Source organism: Gaoshiqia hydrogeniformans (assembly GCF_049347105.1).
GTDB classification, from domain to species: Bacteria; Bacteroidota; Bacteroidia; order Bacteroidales; family Prolixibacteraceae; genus Gaoshiqia; species Gaoshiqia hydrogeniformans.
In genome coordinates, this window is the sequence record NZ_CP186334.1 from 4,555,413 (window position 1) to 4,574,610 (window position 19,198).

At 47.4% G+C, this 19,198-nt stretch carries 15 protein-coding genes; 13 read left to right on the forward strand and 2 right to left on the reverse strand.

Translation table 11 applies throughout. The features are described 5' to 3' along the window. Positions 1–24: 24 nt before the first annotated feature. Positions 25–2,118, reverse strand: a complete 2,094-nt coding sequence (locus tag ACOIT5_RS18155) for a hybrid sensor histidine kinase/response regulator (protein ID WP_423127582.1) — start codon at positions 2,116–2,118, stop codon at positions 25–27. A 238-nt stretch (positions 2,119–2,356) separates the two neighbouring features. On the opposite strand from ACOIT5_RS18155, the gene ACOIT5_RS18160 reads away from it, so the two are divergent. Further along, positions 2,357–3,676, forward strand: coding sequence for a Gfo/Idh/MocA family protein (locus tag ACOIT5_RS18160; protein ID WP_423127583.1), 1,320 nt, complete (start codon positions 2,357–2,359; stop codon positions 3,674–3,676). Positions 3,677–3,810: 134 nt separating this feature from the next. Here ACOIT5_RS18160 and ACOIT5_RS18165 read toward each other — a convergent pair whose 3' ends face one another. Next, entirely contained in the window at positions 3,811–4,977 is a 1,167-nt protein-coding gene (locus tag ACOIT5_RS18165) for a hypothetical protein (protein ID WP_423127584.1), read from the reverse strand. A gap of 154 nt (positions 4,978–5,131) precedes the next feature. Between ACOIT5_RS18165 and ACOIT5_RS18170 the strand changes: the two genes are divergently transcribed. From ACOIT5_RS18170 to ACOIT5_RS18225, 12 genes are all read left to right on the forward strand, one after another. Next, the gene (locus ACOIT5_RS18170) at positions 5,132–6,475 is read left to right on the forward strand and encodes a 3-keto-disaccharide hydrolase (RefSeq protein ID WP_423127585.1); all 1,344 of its coding nucleotides are present in this window, start codon (positions 5,132–5,134) and stop codon (positions 6,473–6,475) included. Positions 6,476–6,481: 6 nt separating this feature from the next. Further along, positions 6,482–7,321, forward strand: coding sequence for a sugar phosphate isomerase/epimerase family protein (locus tag ACOIT5_RS18175; protein ID WP_423127586.1), 840 nt, complete (start codon positions 6,482–6,484; stop codon positions 7,319–7,321). 20 nt (positions 7,322–7,341) lie between these two features. Further along, positions 7,342–8,688 carry a Gfo/Idh/MocA family oxidoreductase gene (locus ACOIT5_RS18180; RefSeq protein WP_423127587.1) on the forward strand — a complete coding sequence of 449 codons (1,347 nt, stop codon included), beginning with the start codon at positions 7,342–7,344 and terminating at the stop codon, positions 8,686–8,688. 92 nt (positions 8,689–8,780) lie between these two features. Continuing rightward, entirely contained in the window at positions 8,781–10,067 is a 1,287-nt protein-coding gene (locus ACOIT5_RS18185; RefSeq protein WP_423127588.1) for an acetylxylan esterase, read from the forward strand. 297 nt (positions 10,068–10,364) lie between these two features. Further along, positions 10,365–11,579: a PQQ-binding-like beta-propeller repeat protein gene (locus ACOIT5_RS18190; protein WP_423127589.1), complete on the forward strand. Its 1,215-nt coding sequence runs from the start codon at positions 10,365–10,367 to the stop codon at positions 11,577–11,579. A gap of 52 nt (positions 11,580–11,631) precedes the next feature. Further along, positions 11,632–12,873 (forward strand): PQQ-binding-like beta-propeller repeat protein, encoded by a 1,242-nt coding sequence (locus ACOIT5_RS18195; protein ID WP_423127590.1) that lies wholly within the window; start codon positions 11,632–11,634, stop codon positions 12,871–12,873. A gap of 1 nt (position 12,874) precedes the next feature. Continuing rightward, positions 12,875–14,296, forward strand: coding sequence for a PQQ-binding-like beta-propeller repeat protein (locus ACOIT5_RS18200; RefSeq protein WP_423127591.1), 1,422 nt, complete (start codon positions 12,875–12,877; stop codon positions 14,294–14,296). Positions 14,297–14,337: 41 nt separating this feature from the next. Then, positions 14,338–15,306: a hypothetical protein gene (locus tag ACOIT5_RS18205; protein ID WP_423127592.1), complete on the forward strand. Its 969-nt coding sequence runs from the start codon at positions 14,338–14,340 to the stop codon at positions 15,304–15,306. After that, positions 15,303–15,500 (forward strand): hypothetical protein, encoded by a 198-nt coding sequence (locus tag ACOIT5_RS18210; protein WP_423127593.1) that lies wholly within the window; start codon positions 15,303–15,305, stop codon positions 15,498–15,500. Before ACOIT5_RS18205 ends, ACOIT5_RS18210 begins: the two co-directional genes overlap by 4 nt. Beyond that, positions 15,490–16,086, forward strand: coding sequence for a 4Fe-4S binding protein (locus tag ACOIT5_RS18215; protein WP_423127594.1), 597 nt, complete (start codon positions 15,490–15,492; stop codon positions 16,084–16,086). Before ACOIT5_RS18210 ends, ACOIT5_RS18215 begins: the two co-directional genes overlap by 11 nt. A gap of 11 nt (positions 16,087–16,097) precedes the next feature. After that, positions 16,098–17,351: a 4Fe-4S binding protein gene (locus ACOIT5_RS18220; RefSeq protein ID WP_423127595.1), complete on the forward strand. Its 1,254-nt coding sequence runs from the start codon at positions 16,098–16,100 to the stop codon at positions 17,349–17,351. 16 nt (positions 17,352–17,367) lie between these two features. Next, positions 17,368–19,194: a PQQ-binding-like beta-propeller repeat protein gene (locus ACOIT5_RS18225; protein ID WP_423127596.1), complete on the forward strand. Its 1,827-nt coding sequence runs from the start codon at positions 17,368–17,370 to the stop codon at positions 19,192–19,194. Positions 19,195–19,198 lie beyond the last annotated feature (4 nt).

The window sequence follows — 19,198 nt, forward strand, 5'->3', positions numbered from 1 at the left end:
AAAAAATAGCCTCTTTAAATTTTATCAGGGGTTGATTATTTTTTTGATCGCTTCAAACAGCAGACCCGGTTCGATGGGCTTGGAAACGAAGGCTTTGCATCCGGCCAGCAAAGCTTTTTCTTTTTCGCTGATCAGCGAGTGGGCGCTTAAGGCAATCAGCGGGTAGTTTTCGCGACGTTCGGCTAGGGCTGAAGCCAGTTTCAAGCCATTTTCAACAGGCATTTTCAAGTTGAGCAATACCAGGTCGGCACCATCTGTTTCCTGCAATGATTCAGTGGTGAAAGACAAATCATCAACCTGTGTCAATTCTGCATTGGTTGGCGCTAACAGGTTTTTCAGAATGAAAACACTCATCGGGTCATCGTCAACAATCAGAAACTGTTTTTCTGAGAAATCGGGAACCGTCACGGCGTCCTTGTCGTCGGCTAAAAGCGGAACCTGGTCGCTAGACGTTTCAACCGGCAGTTCAAATGAAAAACAGCTCCCTTCGCCGGGCGAAGATTCAACAAGGATCCGGCCATTCAGGATCTTGGCAATATTTTTTGAGATGGCCAATCCAACTCCAATACCGTTGTACGGCCGGGTAAGCGTTTCATCCACTTGCCTGAAATATTCAAAAATGGTTTCCTGGTGGCTTTCCGGAATGCCAATACCGCTATCGGTTACCGAGAAGGTAATTTTTTTTGACTGATCAAACTGAACGCTGTAAGTGACTTTTCCTGAGTGGGTATATTTTATGGCATTTTTAAACAGATTAAGTATGATCTGGTTGATTTTTGATTTATCAGCCAGAAATACCTGGTTCAGAAATTTTGAGTCGGGATTATAACTTAATTCGATATCGTTTTGTTTGTTCGACATGGCCAGAATTTCTTCGAGCAGGGCTTTGTGTTGGATAAACAGGTCGATTCCCTTAAACCGCTCGCTCCTGATTTTAATATCAATCTGGTCAGTAAGGGCCAGGCTTAAAATATCTTCGATGATTTGGAGCAGGTTTTTGCCGCTGTCATAAATTTTACCGGCAAAGGTCTCTGTTTGGTCAAGCGGTAGTTTTTTACTGCGAAGCAAATCGCTGAATCCCAGGATGTGGTGGAGCGGTGTACGGAGTTCGTGGTTGATGGTAGACAGAAAAGCTGATTTTGTCCGGTTGCTTTCTTCAGCTGCTTCTTTGGCTTTTATGAGCAGTTCCTGGTTATTTTTGGCGTTCAGGGCATTGGCAATGATGTTGCCTATCGTTTCCAGTAAATGGATATCTGCTTTCGGCCACTCTTTATGTTTTTTTACCGAATCGAATCCCATAAAGCCGAACAGTTCTTTCTTGTAATGAATGGGGACTACCAGAAGGGAACAAATTTCCTGCGATTGCAAAACTTCCTGTTCGGCAACTGCTTCGGCAGGCATATCGGCGATATCGTAAATGTAAATGTGTTCCTGCCGGTTCAATTTATTCATCCACCAGGGAAAAATTGAGACGGGCAGTCCCTGAAGGTTGTCCATCTCGGGTTTAATGCCGGGTGCGCACCATTCATGCGTGTTGTGCATGAACAGGTTATGATGTTTCAGCAAAAAAACGTAACTCCGGTCAATTTCCGAAAAACGGCCGATCTTTTCAAGGGTTTTCCGGATGGCTTCATCCGTTTTGTGGTGGGAAATCCCGACAAAATCGGCCGATATGCCGGCAACCAGTTTTTCTATTTCATAACGGTATTTCAGATGTTGGCGTGAGTCAAACAAGTCGGAAATATTGATCAGGGTGCCGGTAAACGATTCCGGGTTTCCGGATTCATCAAATCGGGTAGCCCGGCCGGAGCTTTGCAGGTTTATCCATTGCCCGCTCCGGTGTTTAAACCGGAAATCCACAAACAGGTGATCTTGTTTTGTTGATGCAAAATGGCAAATAATTGTTTTGGATGCAGCTTGTTTCTCCGGCTTGTTCAATTTGTACCATCCTGGCTTTTGAACAGGGAGTAAATCCTCATTTTCGTAATTCATGATCCTGACAAAAGTTTCATCGATGATAAATTCCCCTGATGTTACATCCCAGTTCCAAATTCCGATCCGGATGGTATCCACGGCTTTGAGAATGGATGATCTCCCTGTTTTTCCGCTGTTTGTCATCTTAATTAGTAGTTTCAATCTTTCGTTGTCCCGGTTTGATGTTCGTTTCCAAAGACGTTTAACCGGTAAGTCAGGATGTTACGATTATTATTTTTTGACAGAGGTAATTTAATGATTTTTTTCTTTTTTGCAACGAATTGCGCCCGACGAATCGTTTTTGTTTGTTTTATGATTGGACTTATTCTGTTACCTTTACGGGCTGTTTTACTAACTAGTTCATTAAAAATAAGAATACCTGATGAAAGAAACTGACAGAAGAAGTTTTATCAAACAATCTGCGGTAATAACGGCAGGCATAGCGGCGCTACCCACGATCATGAATGCCGGTTGTTCCCCAAACGAAAAAATAAATGTCGGCCTGATCGGATGCCGCGGCATGGGCTTCAGCGATCTTCAGTCGTTTTTGAAAAACAAGGATGTGGAATGCGTCGCCCTGTGCGATGTGGACAAACGCGTTCTGGAACCGCGTGCTGCGGAAGTAGAAAAGCTGACCGGCAAAAAACCGCTGATGTATGCCGATTTTCGCGAAATGCTGGATCATAAAGACATTGATGCCATTATTGTCGGCACCCCCGATCACTGGCATTGTTTACCAATGGTTTATGCTTCCGAGGCCGGCAAGCATGTGTATGTGGAAAAGCCGATTGGTACCACCATCGAGGAGTGTAATGTGATGATTGCCGCCCAAAAACGCTATAAAAACGTGGTACAGGTTGGACAGTGGCAACGCAGTCATCCGCATTGGCGCGACGTGGTGGATTACGTGCAGGCCGGTAACCTGGGCAGAGTGCGTACGGTGCGCTCATGGTCGAATGTCGGCTGGAAAAGGTCGATACCGGTTGAACCCGATACCGAAGCGCCCGAAGGGGTTGATTACGATATGTGGCTTGGCCCGGCTCCCAAACGTCCTTATAACAAAAACCGTTTTCATGCCAGTTTTCGCTGGTACTGGGACTATGCCGGCGGGGTGATGACCGACTGGGGCGTGCATCTGCTCGATTATGCCCTGTTTGGGATGAATGAATATGTACCGCAGTCGGTGATGGCGGTTGGCGGGAAATATGCTTTCCCGGATGACGCCATGGAAACACCCGATACCATGACAACCGTTTATGATTTTGGTAAGTTCAACCTTGTTTGGGACCATACCATCGGAATTTACGGCGCTAATTACGATCGCCGCGGACATGGCGTTGCTTTTGTCGGCGAGTACGGCACCCTGGTGGCCGACCGTTCGGGCTGGGAGGTTATTCCTGAAACAAAAAGTACCAGCACAAAAGAAGGTTTTACCGGGATGGCGCAGCAACCCGCGCAAGGCGATGGGCTTGACTTGCATGTGAGAAACTTCCTGGACTGCATTAAAAACGGGAAAACCCCGAACTGCGATATTGAAACCGGGGCCCATATTGCCCGCATAGCTCACCTGGGAAATATTGCGTATCGTACCGGGCATAAGGTTTTCTGGAACCACGAGAAGCAGGAGTTTATTAACGATGCAGAAGCCAATCAACTGGTAAAAGCCAACTACCGGGCTCCCTGGATCTTGCCAAAAATATAGCGATGCACGCCTGATGCTCAAAAGCGGTGAATTTGACAGAATCAGGAACCGGATTCGTTTAATTGCCGGTTTTGGGCATCAGCTTTTTATACCATATCAACAATGCCAATTGCAGCCGGCCAGCTCACCTGATTTTATTCAAAGCGGATGAGTTCGAATGATAAATCGGTTTTATTTATTCCTTCGACTTTGTACAATGCTTTAAAATCAACAGCATTGATCTGGTTGAGGTATTCTTCCCGGAAATGGCGCATGTATTCGGTTTGAGTAAATTGTTTTACTGTGGAAATGTTACCGATATCCTGGCTCGACAGGAAGAATAAATACCGGTTATTGCTGTACCCGCCTGCATGAATCACCAGGGCATAATCCTCCTCTTTCAGGTAGTCGTTTCGGGCTTCATAGATTTGCGCACAGGGATCGTTCGAAATAATATACGGAATGGATGTATTGGATATTCCGAATGAAAAATTCATCTTTTGAATGATGTTTTCAAAGATACCCATATTTTTGAAGTTGCTGACAAGAATGATATTATAGTTCTTTAAATCAGTTGGTTGAACGTCGGAAAGAAGCTTTACTTCAATCTCTCCTCCGGTTTGAGCAAAAACCTGGTAAATATCGCTTTCGCAAAATGCCGCCATTTTCGACAAATAGGTCAGGTTCGACTTGGAAAGCAACTTGACAAGCTCGGGTTTTTTATCCAGCAGGTGCTCGTATTCAACTTCCGAATTAATCGAAAAATCGCGGTATATGCCGATCTTTCCGGTTGGCAACATGCCCTGAAATACGTAATAATCGCCCAGCACCAGAAGTGTTTTTAAATCATTGTCGGCAAACTCCTGCCAAACCGGCAAGTCCTTCCATACGGGTTTAGGTTCTTTTTCCTTGAAGATAAACAGGAAAAAGGTGACCAGGAACAGTATAAGAGTTGCCAGAAAAGGAATAAAATACGACCGTTGTTTGTTTCCGGCATATTCTTTCCGGCTTTTAAAACTGACATGATATTTTCCGCGATCAATTTCAAAAACAACCTGGTCCTTGTTCCCTTCATCGTTGTAATAGTCCTTCAGTTTCTTCCGGACATTGTGAATGTACACGCGGATATTGGAGTCCGATTTGTTTTCATCCTCATACTTTTTGCCAAACAGCTCAACGCCTATGGTATATTCTTTCGGATTTTTTCCTTCAATGGATGCCAAAACCAGGTACTCCAGCAAATCGCAGCTTATTTTCGATTTAGAGAAATGCCTGCTTCGAAGAATTTTTTCCAAATAGTTATGTATGAGCTCTTTGTTCAATTTGGTTGATTTCGTTGTAACGGTACTTATAACTGTTATAAAACCAGTTTCAGGGTAACAAATATACCTGAAAAATCAGAATTTACTAATTTCGTTTGCGTTCACAGCCGATTTGTGGATAAAATAGAAATGCTAACTAAAATCAGATGAAACCATGAAGCAGATCTTGTTATTTTCTTTATTGTTCTTCACCACGGCCTTGATGGCTAAAACAAATGAAAAGGATTGGGTGAATTTGTTTAACGGGAAAGACCTCACCGGATGGAAACAACTAAACGGGGAGGCTAAGTACGAAGTCGTTAACGGCGAAATTGTAGGGACTACTGTTGCTAATACCCCGAATTCGTTTTTAAGCACCGAAAAAAACTATGGCGACTTTATACTGGAACTGGAGCTCTTGGTAGATAACGATATGAACTCGGGAATTCAGTTCCGAAGTTTGAGTAGTCCGGATTATCAAAACGGGAGGGTGCATGGTTATCAGTGTGAAGTTGATCCGTCGGCCCGAGCCTGGAGCGGAGGGATTTACGACGAAGCCCGGCGCGGCTGGTTATATCCGGGAACATTAAACCCGGAAGGCGGGAAAGCCTTTAAAAAAGGCGAGTGGAATAAATACCGGATCGAATGCGTGGGGAACAACATCCGCACCTGGATAAACGGGGTTCCGGTGGCCCATCTGATTGACGACATGACGGCCGAAGGTTTTATCAGTCTGCAGGTTCATTCGATTGGCCGTGCGGAACAGGCCGGCAACCAAATACGCTGGAGAAACATCCGCATTAAAACCACCGGGCTAAAGCCGACTTTGGCTCCGGATGTGTTTGTTGTCAATTTGTTAGCCAATAATTTGTCGGAAACAGAGAAAGCACAGGGCTACAAGTTATTGTTTGACGGAAAAACTTCGGCCGGATGGAAAAGCGTTCATGCCGACGGCTTCCCCGAACAAGGCTGGGAAATAAAAGACGGTCTGTTATCTGTTTTGGGCAAAAAAAGTGAATCGGAGAAACGGCCGGGGGACATTGTAACGGTTGAGAAATTTAAAGCCTTTGACTTGCAGTTCGAGTTTATGCTGACCGAAGGCGCCAACAGCGGCGTTAAATACGGTCTTGGCAATAATGGCCCTTCCATCGGCCTGGAATACCAGATCCTGGATGATGAGCGCCATCCGGATGCGAGTATGGGCGCTGCAGGTAACCGGAAAATGGCGTCGCTCTACGATCTGATTCCCGCAGAGAAACAATCGAGATTTGTCAATCCGGTTGGAAGCTGGAATCGTGGACGGGTGGTCGTTTACCCGGATAACCGGGTTGAACATTGGCTGAACGGCATTAAACTGGTTGAGTATGTTCGTGACAGTAATATTTACCGCGCCCTGGTGGCACGGAGTAAGTATGCCGGATTTGAAGCGTTCGGACTGTCAGCAGAAACCCCGGTGTTGTTACAGGATCACAATGATACCGTTCACTTCAGGAGTATAAAAATCAAACCGCTTAATTAGTAAATCATGAAATTGCTAAAACCTGTTTATGCCTTGTTACTCACGCTCGTTGTTTTGTTCGCGGCATCCTGCCATTGCGGTAAGCCGGATACGGACGAAGCGAAGCCGAAAGAAGCCAAATTTACACTAGGCGTTGCCTCATACACCTTCCGGAAGTTTACGATCGACGAAACCCTGGCATTCATGCAAAAGCTGGAAATCAATAATTTATCACTGAAAAGTTTTCATTTAAGATTGGATGCATCGGATGAAGAAATCGCCCAGATGGTGCAAAAATGTAAGGATGCCGGGATTAATCTGTATGCCGGGGGAGTTATTTATATGACCAGTGAGGATGAAGTTGACCAGGCATTTGAATATGCATCGAAAACCGGGATGAAGATGATTGTTGGCGTTCCGAATCACGAGTTGCTCCCTTATGTTGAAAATAAAGTAAAAGCTTACGATATCAAACTGGCAATCCATAATCACGGTCCCGGTGATAAGCTTTATCCAAGCGCCGAAAGCGCCTATCTGCTGATTAAAGAGATGGACCCGCGCATGGGATTGTGTATCGATATTGGCCACACCAAACGGATTGACAGGGACCCCTCGCAGGATGTAAAAGATTTTTACGACCGGGTTTTCGACATTCATGTGAAAGATGTTACGCGGGCCGATCATGACGGTTCAACCTGTGAGATCGGCCGTGGCGTGATCGATCTCAAAACGTTCCTTTCAGATTTGATTGAGTTGGAATACGATGGGATTGTCGCTTTTGAATACGAAAAGGACGGCGATAATCCTTTTGCCGGATTTGCCGAGTCGGTGGGCTACGTCAGGGGAATGTTGGAGGCGCTGAAATAAACCAAAAACCAAAATATAGCATGAGTACAAGCAGAAGAGATTTTTTAAGAAAGACGGTAGCCGGCGCTGCCGGAATGACCCTGGGCGCTTCGGCGATGGGGATGTCGGCAAAGAGTTATTCGCGCATTATTGGCGCCAACGACCGGCTCAGTGTGGCTCTGATGGGTTGCGGACGCCGGGTAGGAGCGTACTACACAGCCTTAAAAGATAAAAACAACAATGTTGATCTGGCCTATATCTGCGATGTCATGAAAAAGCAACGCGAAAAAGTTGGCAAAGACTTAGCCGGGAAAGTATCGGGCAAAGCCGTTTTGGTGAATGATATCCGCGAAGTGTTTGCCGATAAAAAGGTCGATGCCATTTTTAATGCCACCCCCGATCACTGGCATGCCCCGGGCACCTGGATGGCGATGGAGGCCGGGAAACACGTGTACTTGGAAAAACCCTGTACACACAGTCCGGGAGAGGGCGAATTATTGGTCGCTTTTCAGAAAAAATACGGCAAAGTGATCCAGATGGGAAATCAGCAACGGTCATCCAACGAGTCGATTGAGATCATGAATGAAATCCACAAGGGTGTTATCGGCGATGTTTACCGGGCCGTGGCGTTTTATTCCAATAATCGCGGACCGGTGGTTATTCCGCAAAAAGCGCCCGTTCCCGAAGGTCTCGATTGGGAATTATTCCAGGGACCGGCTCCGCGGGTGGATTATATGCACGACATCTGGGACTACAACTGGCACTGGTATGGCTGGCACTGGGGAACTGCCGAGACCGGGAATAATGCCACCCACGAACTGGATATTGCCCGCTGGGCTTTGCAGGTCGACTATCCCGAACATGTGGATGTAGAGGCAGCCAAACGTCATTTTCTGGACGATGGCTGGGAAATGTACGACACCATGGATGCCACCTTCCGTTTTCCCGGAAATAAAATAATTAAATGGGACGGAAAAAGCCGCAACGGAGCCAAAACCTATGGATCTGACCGGGGAACAATTATCTACGGAACCGAAGGTTCTGTTTTTGTCGATCGAGGGGGCTACAAGTTATACGACCGGAGCGGGAAGCTCGTCCGCGACAGCAAATCGAGCGGCAGCGAAGCCGGAACGGCGCTTGGCGGCGGCGGCGATATGACTGATGATCACATCATCAATTTTTTTGACAATATCCGGGGGAAATCGAACAAATTGAATTCTCCAATCGATATGGGGGCCATGAGCCAACTGCTGACACATTACGCCAACATCTCGTACCGGGTAGGAAAATCGTTCGATGTAGATACAAACAACGGACATATCTATGACCGCGACGCCATGAAACTTTGGACCCGCGAATACGAGCCCGGCTGGGAACCAAAATTATAGTCGTTATTTAGATAAATTTTTCGATAAAAAAACTCCGGTGTCTCACTGGAGTTTTTTATTTTTAGCCACCTTATTAATCCAATAAATTCGTAATGATGATGAAACTGACGAGAATACTATTTGCACTTTCTTGTATTTTATCGATCTTCCTGTCGGTAAATGCACAACCTCAGAAAAAATTAGTGACAGTCGTGGTCACTCCCAATCATCCGGATTGGATGTATCGCAACGGCGAACCGGCCGAATTTACCATATCCGTTTTTAAGAATGACATTCCCCTGGATGCGGATGTGAAATACACGATACGACCGGAGAAAATGGACATTTTGGATGAAGGGACGATCACCCTGAAGAAAGGATCCGCCGTCGTAAAAGCGAAAGGGATGAAAGTTCCCGGTTTTCTGCAGTGTCTGGCTGAAGTAGAGGTCGACGGGAAAAAATACTCAAGTTATTCAACGGCCGGCTACGAGGTCGACCGGATTATGCCGTCCACTTCGTTACCCGACGATTTTATTGCTTTTTGGGATGGATGGAAGCAGAAGCTGGCCGCAGTCCCTGTGGAGCCTGTTTTAAGGCTTATGCCTGAACGGTGCACTGATCAGGTCGACGTATTTCACGTGAGCATGAAAAATATTGAGGGTAAAATTTACGGAATCCTGTGCAAACCTAAAAAGACCGGAAAATACCCGGCCATACTGCATGTGCCCGGCGCAGGGGTTCGGCCGTATTACGGCGATGTCAGCGGGGCCGAGAAGGGATTTATCACCTTGCAAATCGGAATTCACGGGATTCCGGTGAATCTCGATCCGGGGGTATACGACGATTTGCGGGCCGGGGCTCTGGTGAATTATAATCAGGCTCTAATGGATGACAAAAACAGTTATTATTACAAGCGCGTTTACCTCGGCTGTGTCAGGGCGGTCGATTTTATTTACGGCTTGGACGAATTTGACGGACAAAACGTGGCTGTAACCGGCGGAAGCCAGGGAGGAGCCCTGTCGATTATTACCGCAGGTCTGGATGCGCGAATTAAATACCTGGCGGCTTTTTACCCGGCCCTTTCCGATCTGACCGGTTATTTAAAGGGCCGTGCCGGAGGCTGGCCTCATCTGTTTCAGACAAAAGAAACACAGCGTGAAGCACGGATTGAAACATCAAAATACTATGATGTGGTTAACTTCGCCCGTTTCGTTAAAGTTCCCGGTTGGTATTCCTGGGGATTTAATGATAACGTTTGTCCTCCTACTTCAATTTATGCGGCATATAATGTGATCGATGCGCCCAAAGAACTGCAGATTTTTCAGGATACCCAACATTGGACCTATCCCGAACAACAGGAAATGAGGACTGATTGGCTGTATAGTAAATTGAAAAAATGATTGTTCTTGCGGATTTTTTCCGACAGTAAGGAGTTGACATATCTCAATTTTGCAAAAAATAGTAATCGTTTAAGGTTCATCCTCTTTTTGGGGTGAACCTTTTTATTTGTCAGTCAGTCAGATTGATGCAATAATTCTATAAACATAATAGTTGTTAACAAATCTAACTATTTAGATCCTGATTAAATTTGCTAACTGACTGTGTAATCTGCACTTTCCTTAATAAATTTGGAAGCGCCGGTAATCTCGTGTGAAATTACTCAAAAACAGAAATCAATTACCTGAAAATAGCATCATATGAAACAACTATCTGTCATTCTACTAAATCTTTTATTGGTTCTTACATTAAATGCACAGCAAACAACCAGCTGGCGCGGTGAAAATGCCGAAGCTAACTATCCTGCTCCGTCATTGCTGAACACGTGGCCTGAGAATGGGCCTGAGGTTTTGTGGCATTTTGAGGGATTGGGCGAAGGTTTTTCGAGCCCGGTATTTGCCAACGGGAAAATCTATTGCACCGGGATGACCGATCAGCTCGGCTACCTCTACATCATCAGCCCAAAAGGCACCCTTGAAAAGAAGCTGAATTACGGAAAAGAGTTTGAAGTGAGTTATCCCGGCTCACGAACGGCAGTCACGATCGTTGATCAGCTGGCCTACATCACAACCGGATACGGCGAATTGATTTGCTTTAACCTCGAAACGGAGAAAGCGATGTGGAAGAAAGAACTGGCCAGGGATTTCGGCTCGGAACACCTTCGCTGGGGCTTTAACGAAACGGTTGTTGTTGACGGCGACCATGTATACTTTACTCCGGGAGGAAAAGAATTTAATCTGGTGGCCCTTCACCGGTTAACCGGCGACCTGATTTGGAAAAGTGCCGGTAAAGGGGAAACAGCAGCGTACTGTACGCCAAAACTGGTCAGCCTTCAGGCCCGTAAACTGCTGGTGACGCATACCGGGAAAGAAGTAATTGCCGTAGATGCCAAAGATGGCAAATTGTTGTGGAGCTATCCTCACCCCAACCAGTACAATATTCATCCGAATACGCCGATCTTTCAGGATCAGGCTCTTTATTGCTTTAGCGGCTACGGACAAGGTGGTGTAAAATTGGCTTTAAATGACAACGGAACTGCCGTGAAAAAAGTCTGGAGTACCGAGAAAATGGATAACCAAATGGGAGGCGCCGTCCTGATTGACGGATACCTTTACGGTTCAGGCCACAAATCGCGCGGATGGTTTTGTCTCGACTGGAAAACAGGCGACGAAAAATGGCATTCGTCCGAAGTGGGCAACGGGGTAATTATTGTAGCCGGAGGTAAGCTGATTTTGTATTCCGAAAAAGGAGAACTGGCGCTCGTGAATCCGGTTAAGGATAAATTCGAGCTGATCTCCAAAGCAAAAGTTGAATATGGTTCGGCACAACACTGGGCTCATCCGGCGGTTCACAATGGCGTCTTGTATGTCCGCCACGGAAACGCCCTGGTGGCCTATAAAATATCAGCCAGCTAAATGGGCGACAACGGCGAACTGACCGATCATAAAAAAACCAACTTAAATCAACATGAAGTTATCTTTTATCATTTTCATCTTAACGTTTTTTACCGGATTAACAAACGCACAAATCGTCCAGTTTCGGGGGCCCGACCGGGACGGTAAATTCCCGGATACCGGCTTGCTGAAAGAGTGGCCCGAATCCGGCCCTGCGCTGCTGCTCGAATTCGAGGGCATCGGGAAGGGCTATTCTTCGGTTGTTTCCAACGGAAAATACATCTATGCCACCGGGATGATCGATACCCTTGATTACCTGACCTGCATCGATTTTGAAGGAGATAAAAAGTGGCAGGTTCCCTACGGCGAATCCTGGAAACAATCGTTCCCCGACACCCGGAGCACACCTACAATCGAAGACGACCGCGTTTATGTGATCAGCGGTATCGGCGAGTTGGTTTGCCTGAATGCTGAAACCGGCGCCATAAACTGGAAAGTGAATGTCGACCGCGATTTTAAAGCCGACTGGCATATCTGGGGCGTTTCGGAGTCTCCCCTGATCGTGGATGATAAGGTGATTTGTACTCCCGGGGGAACCGAAACCTCGGTTGTGGCTTTTAATAAAATGACCGGTGAAAACCTGTGGAAAACCGACTGTGTTGGCGGACAACGGTCATATGCATCGCCCACTTTGTACCAACTGAACGGCAACCGGTACATTCTGGCGGCTTCGGCAACCAACCTGGTGGCCGTTGAGCCTGAAACAGGGATGGTGAAAATGACCTACAAATATTATAATCAGGAAAAATGGTCAGATCAGCCTGGCCTGATCTGGACAAATATTCCCTTGTTCAGGAAGGATGAAATATTCTTGTCGATGGGTTACGATTATCCGGCCGTCATGCTGAAAGTAAATGCTGAGCAGAACGGGTTCACCGAAATGTATACCGATACCATTTTTGATAACCACCACCACGGACTGATTGAGTTGGATGGTTACATTTATGGTTCAAACTGGGAAAATAACCGGAAAGGAAACTGGTTGTGCAAAAACTGGGAAACCGGCGAAATTACCTACAATGTTCCCTGGAATACCAAAGGCGCTGTTATTTATGCCGATGGGTTGCTCTATATTTACGAGGAACAGCGCGGAAATGTGGCCATTGTAAAACCCGATCCCTCAGGCTTTAACCCGATCAGTACCTTCCAGGTGAAAAAAGGTAGCGGACCGCACTGGGCTCATCCTTTTATTCATGAAGGAAAGCTCTTTATACGGCATGGCGAGCTGTTGATGGTGTATAATTTGAAAGCGTAGCGTGAAGAAAATTCTGATTCATTCGTTGGCTGGACTGGTTTCGGTGATTGGCATTGGGGCCTTTGTTTTTTGGCTGACAAAAGATCCGACAGGCGACCTTACAGCAAGTATGCCCGGAGAAGATCAGCGCGAGGCCGGCAGCCTGATGCAGGAAATCATCCTGATCGGGGAAAAATTCAATTTGTTTGGCCACCAGGCCGCCGAAATGAAAGGTACCTGGCCCCGTTTTCGCGGTGCTGCTTTCGATAATATCGTGTCTGAAAAACAAGCGCTGAAAGATTCGTGGAATTCCGGCGAACCGGAGGTATTATGGACCGTTGAGCTTGGCGAAGGACATGCCGGGCCTGCCATCTACAAAGGCTATGTGTATTTGCTTGATTATGATGAAGAAAACCGGGAAGATGCACTTCGCTGCTTTTCGTTTGCTGACGGAAAGGAAGTGTGGAGACGCTCCTACGAGGTGCGCGTGAAACGAAATCACGGTATGTCGCGAACTGTCCCCGCTGTTACCGAAGATTATGTGGTAACCATTGGGCCGCGTTGCCAGGTGATGTGCGTCGACCGCCTGTCGGGCGACTTTAAGTGGGGACTCGATTTGGTAAAAGATTACGGCGCCACGGTTCCGCAATGGTACACCGCACAGTGTCCGCTGATTGACGGCGACAAGGTGATCCTGGCGCCGGGAGGAAGCGCCATCATGATCGCAGTAGACATTCATACCGGAAAAGTACTGTGGGAAAGTCCCAACGATATGCAGTGGAAAATGTCGCATTCATCCATTATGCCCATGCAGTTAAACGGACAAAATATGTACGTGTACAGCGCCGAAGGCGGTGTTTGCGGTATCGCGGCCGACGGAGACGACGAAGGAACCGCGCTGTGGCAGTCCAATGCCTGGAACCACTCGGTGGTTGCTCCTTCGCCGGTGGTTTTTGACGACGGGCGGATTTTTCTCACGGCCGGTTACGGGGCAGGAGGGATGATGATTAAAGTGAGTGAGGAAGCGAAACGGTTTAAAGTTGATGTGCTGGCCGAATACCTTCCGCGCGACGGCCTGGCCAGCGAACAACAAACGCCGGTTGTCTGGAACGGGCATTTATTTGGCATTCTCCCCAAAGACGGCGGCTCAAACCGGAATCAGCTGGTTTGCGTCCATCCCGATCAGGTGCAGGAAATGGTTTGGACCTCGGGAAAAACCACCCGCTTTGGGCTTGGCCCTTTTCTGATTGCTGATGGAAAAATGTATATCCTGAGCGACGACGGAACCTTAACGATGATTAAACCGGATACCAAACAATACATCGAACTGGCGCAAAAGAAAATATTTGACGGCCATGATGCCTGGGCGCCGCTGGCTGTTGCCGACGGACGGCTCTTACTGCGCGACTCTAAAACCATGTTTTGTCTGGATATCAGTAAGTAAGTTCACTTTAAGTATGGCAGTATAAACTTAATTTACCCGAAATGAAAAAAAGAAAGCTCCTGAATCGCATCCTGATCGTGGTCGCCCTGGCCATTGCATTTATCATCGGTCGTGATTTTATGTTGAATCGTAGCGGTAAACACATCGAAAATCCATATGCCTTCGATATTCAGGAGTTTACGGTCGTCGATTCGTCAGAAGTGATTTACCGGGAAATCAGGGCTTTGCAACTACCGGTTGCCGAGCCGAAAGGAATCGCCTGCCAGGCCGGAACTTTCTACCTGATTGCAGACAGTAGCCTGCTCATCTTAAATATTGAAGGGCATTTACTCAAACAAATCAGGCTGGACGATTCGCCTACCGCCATCGCCGTACACGAAAATATTTGGCTTGCCTTTAAAAACCAGGTGACCTGCCTCAGTCAGAACGGCGATGTGATCGATCGTTGGGACGATTACGGCCCAAGGTCGGTGATTACCTCGCTGGCTGTTTCCGGTCGCTATGTTTATGTTGCCGATGCCGGCAACCGGGTTGTTTATCAGTGTACTCACGAGGGGCAGCTGGTTCAGCGTATCGGCGAAAAGGATGAGCAGAAATCAGTACCCGGATTCATCATCCCAAGCCCTTATTTTGATATTGCCTTAAGTGAGGAAGGTTTTTTGTGGGCCGTTGATCCCGGGCGTCACAGCCTGTTAAATTTTAATCCGGATGCTTCGCTGCGTACTTCATGGGCCAGGTCGTCGGTGAAAACCGATGGATTCAGCGGGTGCTGCAACCCGGCACACATGTTCGTTATGAATGACAATTCATTTATAACCAGTGAAAAAGGGATTGTTCGTGTGAAAAGGTATGATCAGCATGGGGAATATCGGGGTGTTGTGGCGGCCCCCGATATGTTTGATTCGAACTCGGCCGCTCCGGATGTCTGTGCTGACGAAGAAGGACGCGTGTTTTTGCTCGATTTCAGCCGGAAACAGCTGCGGATCTTTGAACCAAAAATCGATGAATGATGAATAGAAAAGCATTTTTACAAACAGGATTCCGGCTTGGCATTTTAACGCTGATCACCGGGGGAGCGCTGTTGCTGGCCAGGCAGAACCGCATTGACTTTAAATGCACTGCCGACGAACGCTGCAAATCCTGCTCGAAATTTACTGCCTGTGATTTGGATAAAGCCCGACAAACCCGAAAGAATGAAAGATAAATTGCTTCATAAAAAGACTGACCGGAGGGAATTCATTCAAAAAGGAATGCGCCTGACTTTGGGCTTGTCTTTGGCCGGTATCGCCGGAGCAGCCGCCCTGAAGGCTTCAGCCGACGATTACGTTTGGCAGATCGACCCCTTCAAATGTATTTTTTGCGGACGTTGTGCCGATTATTGTGTAGTTACCCCTTCGGCTGTAAAATGCGTACATGCCTACGAACTTTGCGGTTATTGTGATTTGTGCGGGGGCTACCTTAAACCCGATGCAAATGCCCTGTCAACGGCTGCCGAAAATCAGCTTTGTCCAACTTCGGCCATCCGGCGAAAATTTGTGGAAGATCCGTATTTTGAATATGAAATCGATGAAGATTTATGTATTGGTTGCGCGAAATGCGTGGAGGGATGCACCTCTTTCGGAAACGGATCGTTGCATTTGCAGGTTCGCCACGACCTGTGTGTAAACTGTAATGCGTGTTCCATTGCCCGCGTTTGTCCGGCAGACGCCTTTCAGCGGGTTCCGGCCTCAAACCCGTACCGGATAAAAGGCGATTTCGTGGCCGGAACCGGCGAATCAAATCCAACTTAACAGTGAAAGGCATGAATTGGATGAACAAAATAAGCTTCTCTTTATCAGCTTTTTTGCTGAGTATTCCTGCGCTGGCGCAGCAACGGTTTCCAAAACCGGAATTTGAAACCGGCTATGTGCAGCCGCCAACATCTCAGCCCTTGCCCCGGGCGGTTTTCCTGGAATACCTGGATGTATTTATCCTGATGGCGGCGCTGGCTGTTGCCACCTGGTTTGTCTTGAAAAAACGATCGCGAAGAGGCGTTTTCTGGACTTCGGTTTTTTCGTTGCTCTATTTTGGATTTTACCGCGAAGGATGCATCTGTTCCGTTGGGTCCATTCAGAACATAACACTTGCCTTATTTGATCCTGCCTATGTGTTGCCGTTTACCGCCTTGCTGTTCTTTGCAATCCCGCTCGTCGTTGCCTTATTTTACGGGCGAACTTTTTGTGCGGCTGTTTGCCCGCTTGGCGCGATCCAGGATCTGGTGGCTTTCCGGCCCGTCGAATTGCCCAAATGGGTACAAAAGGTTTTGGGGATCACTCCGTACTTGTATTTGGGGCTGGCTGTTTTGTACGCCGCCACCAAATCCGAGTTTCTGATCTGTCGCTACGATCCCTTTGTTGGTTTATTCCGTTTCGATGCGGAGTTTCAAATGCTGCTGTTGGGCGGTTTATTCCTGTTGGCAGGTATCTTTGTTGCCCGTCCGTACTGTCGCTTTTTTTGTCCGTACGGCGTGTTGCTGGGCTGGATGTCCGGCTTTTCCAAAAATCACATGACCATTACCCCAACCAACTGCATACAATGTAAGCTGTGCGCCAATTCCTGCCCGTACGGAGCCATTAACGAACCGGTCGAAGAAAAAGGGAACCGCCGTTCCAACGTTCAGCGACTGATGACATATCTGCTGTTTGTTCCGTTGTGGATGGGTATTGGCGGCCTGGCCGGCTCAATGATGCATGTACCGCTGGCCAAGTTCAATTCAACGGTTTACCTGGCCGAACAGTTGGTGCAACACCCGGAGTTGAAACAGGATCATAACAACCTGGATGTACGGGCCTTTATGCAGTCGGGAAAAACGATGGAACAACTCGTGACCGAGGCCAAAGAGGTCAGGAGCCAATTTTATTGGGGAGGCTGGATCCTGGGAATTTTTATGGGACTCGTCGTCGGATTGACCCTGGTGAAATTGTCATCGCACCGAAACCGAAACGATTACGAACCCGATAAAATAAATTGTTTAAGCTGCGGACGATGTATGGATTATTGTCCGGTGAAGAAATAATACGATGAAAATAAACATGGACCCAAAAGATAAAATGACCCTGGCCGGCCGGATTGCCTGGATTGCCGCTGTTTTTAGCCTGGTGATGAGTGTGATGCTCATTTTCAATTACATTCAGCTCAAGTCGGTCGATCCGCTGGAAACCCCGGCTTTAAAGTCGCTGGTAGACCAATTGCGACAGAATCCGCAGGATGAGATGCTGAAAGAAAATATCCGCGCGCTCGACCTGATGATCCGTAAAGCTTATTTTACCAGTTTGCGGCAAATTCGGACCGGATCATGGTTGCTCGTGGTAAGCGTATTGGTATTGGTGTTGGCTGTCCGCTACCAAAAATCGCTTCGCCCGGGCCTGGAAGAATTGGAACGTATTGAAAAAAATCCGTTTTTGGACAAACAACAGGAGCGTAAATGGTTAATTTATTCGGGCGGCGGTTTGTTTATTCTGGCTTTGTTATCCGGCTTTTTCTCCGAAAATATACTTAACCGGTATGAAACACCGGGGCAGAACGATCAGCAGGTAGCATCGGCGGTGGAAATTATTGCCGTTCAGCCGGTTCAGGATGAGCCTGAGCAGACTGAGGAAGTTGCAGATACAGAGCAGCTTGAAAATCAAGAAGCAGCAGCAGAAACTGAAGCACTTTCGCCTGTTGCCGAAGAGAAAGCTCCGGCAGCGACAACTCTTCCGTCCAAAGAGCAAATCAGAAAAAATTACCCGTTTTTCAGGGGACCGGAGGGAACGGGTTTAAGCTATAAAACCGGCGTTCCTGAAAAATGGAATACAGAAACCGGCGAAAATATTTTATGGAAGGTTAAAATTCCCCGAAAAGGTTATAGTTCGCCGATTATTTGGGGAGATCGGTTGTTTTTAACCGGAGCCGATGAAACAGCCCGCACCGTTTATTGTTATGATAAAAATAACGGCAAACTCCTCTGGGAGGCCAATGCCGATCAAATTACCGGATCGCCTGCAAAAATGCCTAAAGTAACCGAAGATACAGGCCTGGCAGCGCCAAGCATGGCCACCAACGGGCATGCCGTTTTTGCCTTGTTCGGAACAGGTGATGTTATTTCGCTGAATATGAGCGGAAAACGTCTTTGGGCAAAAAACCTGGGCGTGCCGGATAATCATTACGGGCATTCATCGTCACTCATCATTTACAAAGATAAGCTGCTGGTGCAATACGATACCAACCGTGGAGCCAAGGTAATGGCCCTGGCAATGGCCGATGGCTCCGTAAAATGGGAAACGCCGAGGAATGTTAAGATTTCGTGGGCCTCGCCGGTGTTGGTAAATACAGGCAGCCGCGATGAATTGATCCTGACCGGAGAACCCCTCGTGGCGGGATATGACCCTGAAACCGGGAAAGAATTGTGGAGCGTAAACTGCATGATGGGCGAAGTTGGTCCGTCGGTGGGCTATACCGACGGGATTGTTTTTGCTGCGAACGAGTATGCAACCCTGGCGGCAATTAAGCTGGGAGCACAGCCCGAAGTGATCTGGGAAGAAGATGAATACCTGCCCGAGGTTGCCAGTCCGTTAGCTGCGAATGGCCTGTTAATCGTGGGAACCAGCTACGGCATGGTTGCCTGTTACGATGCGCTGAACGGTACGAAATACTGGGAACAGGAATTTAGCAGCGGCATTTACGCCTCGCCTGTATATGCCGATGGGAAGGTATATGTGATGGACATGGGCGGAACCATGCATGTGATGAAGATGGCCAAAGAATACCAACTGATCGCTGAGTCGAAATTGGGAGAAAAAACCGTATGTTCGCCTGTTTTTGCCGACGGCAGAATGTATTTGCGCGGCTTCAGTAATTTGTATTGTATCGGAAAATGAATGA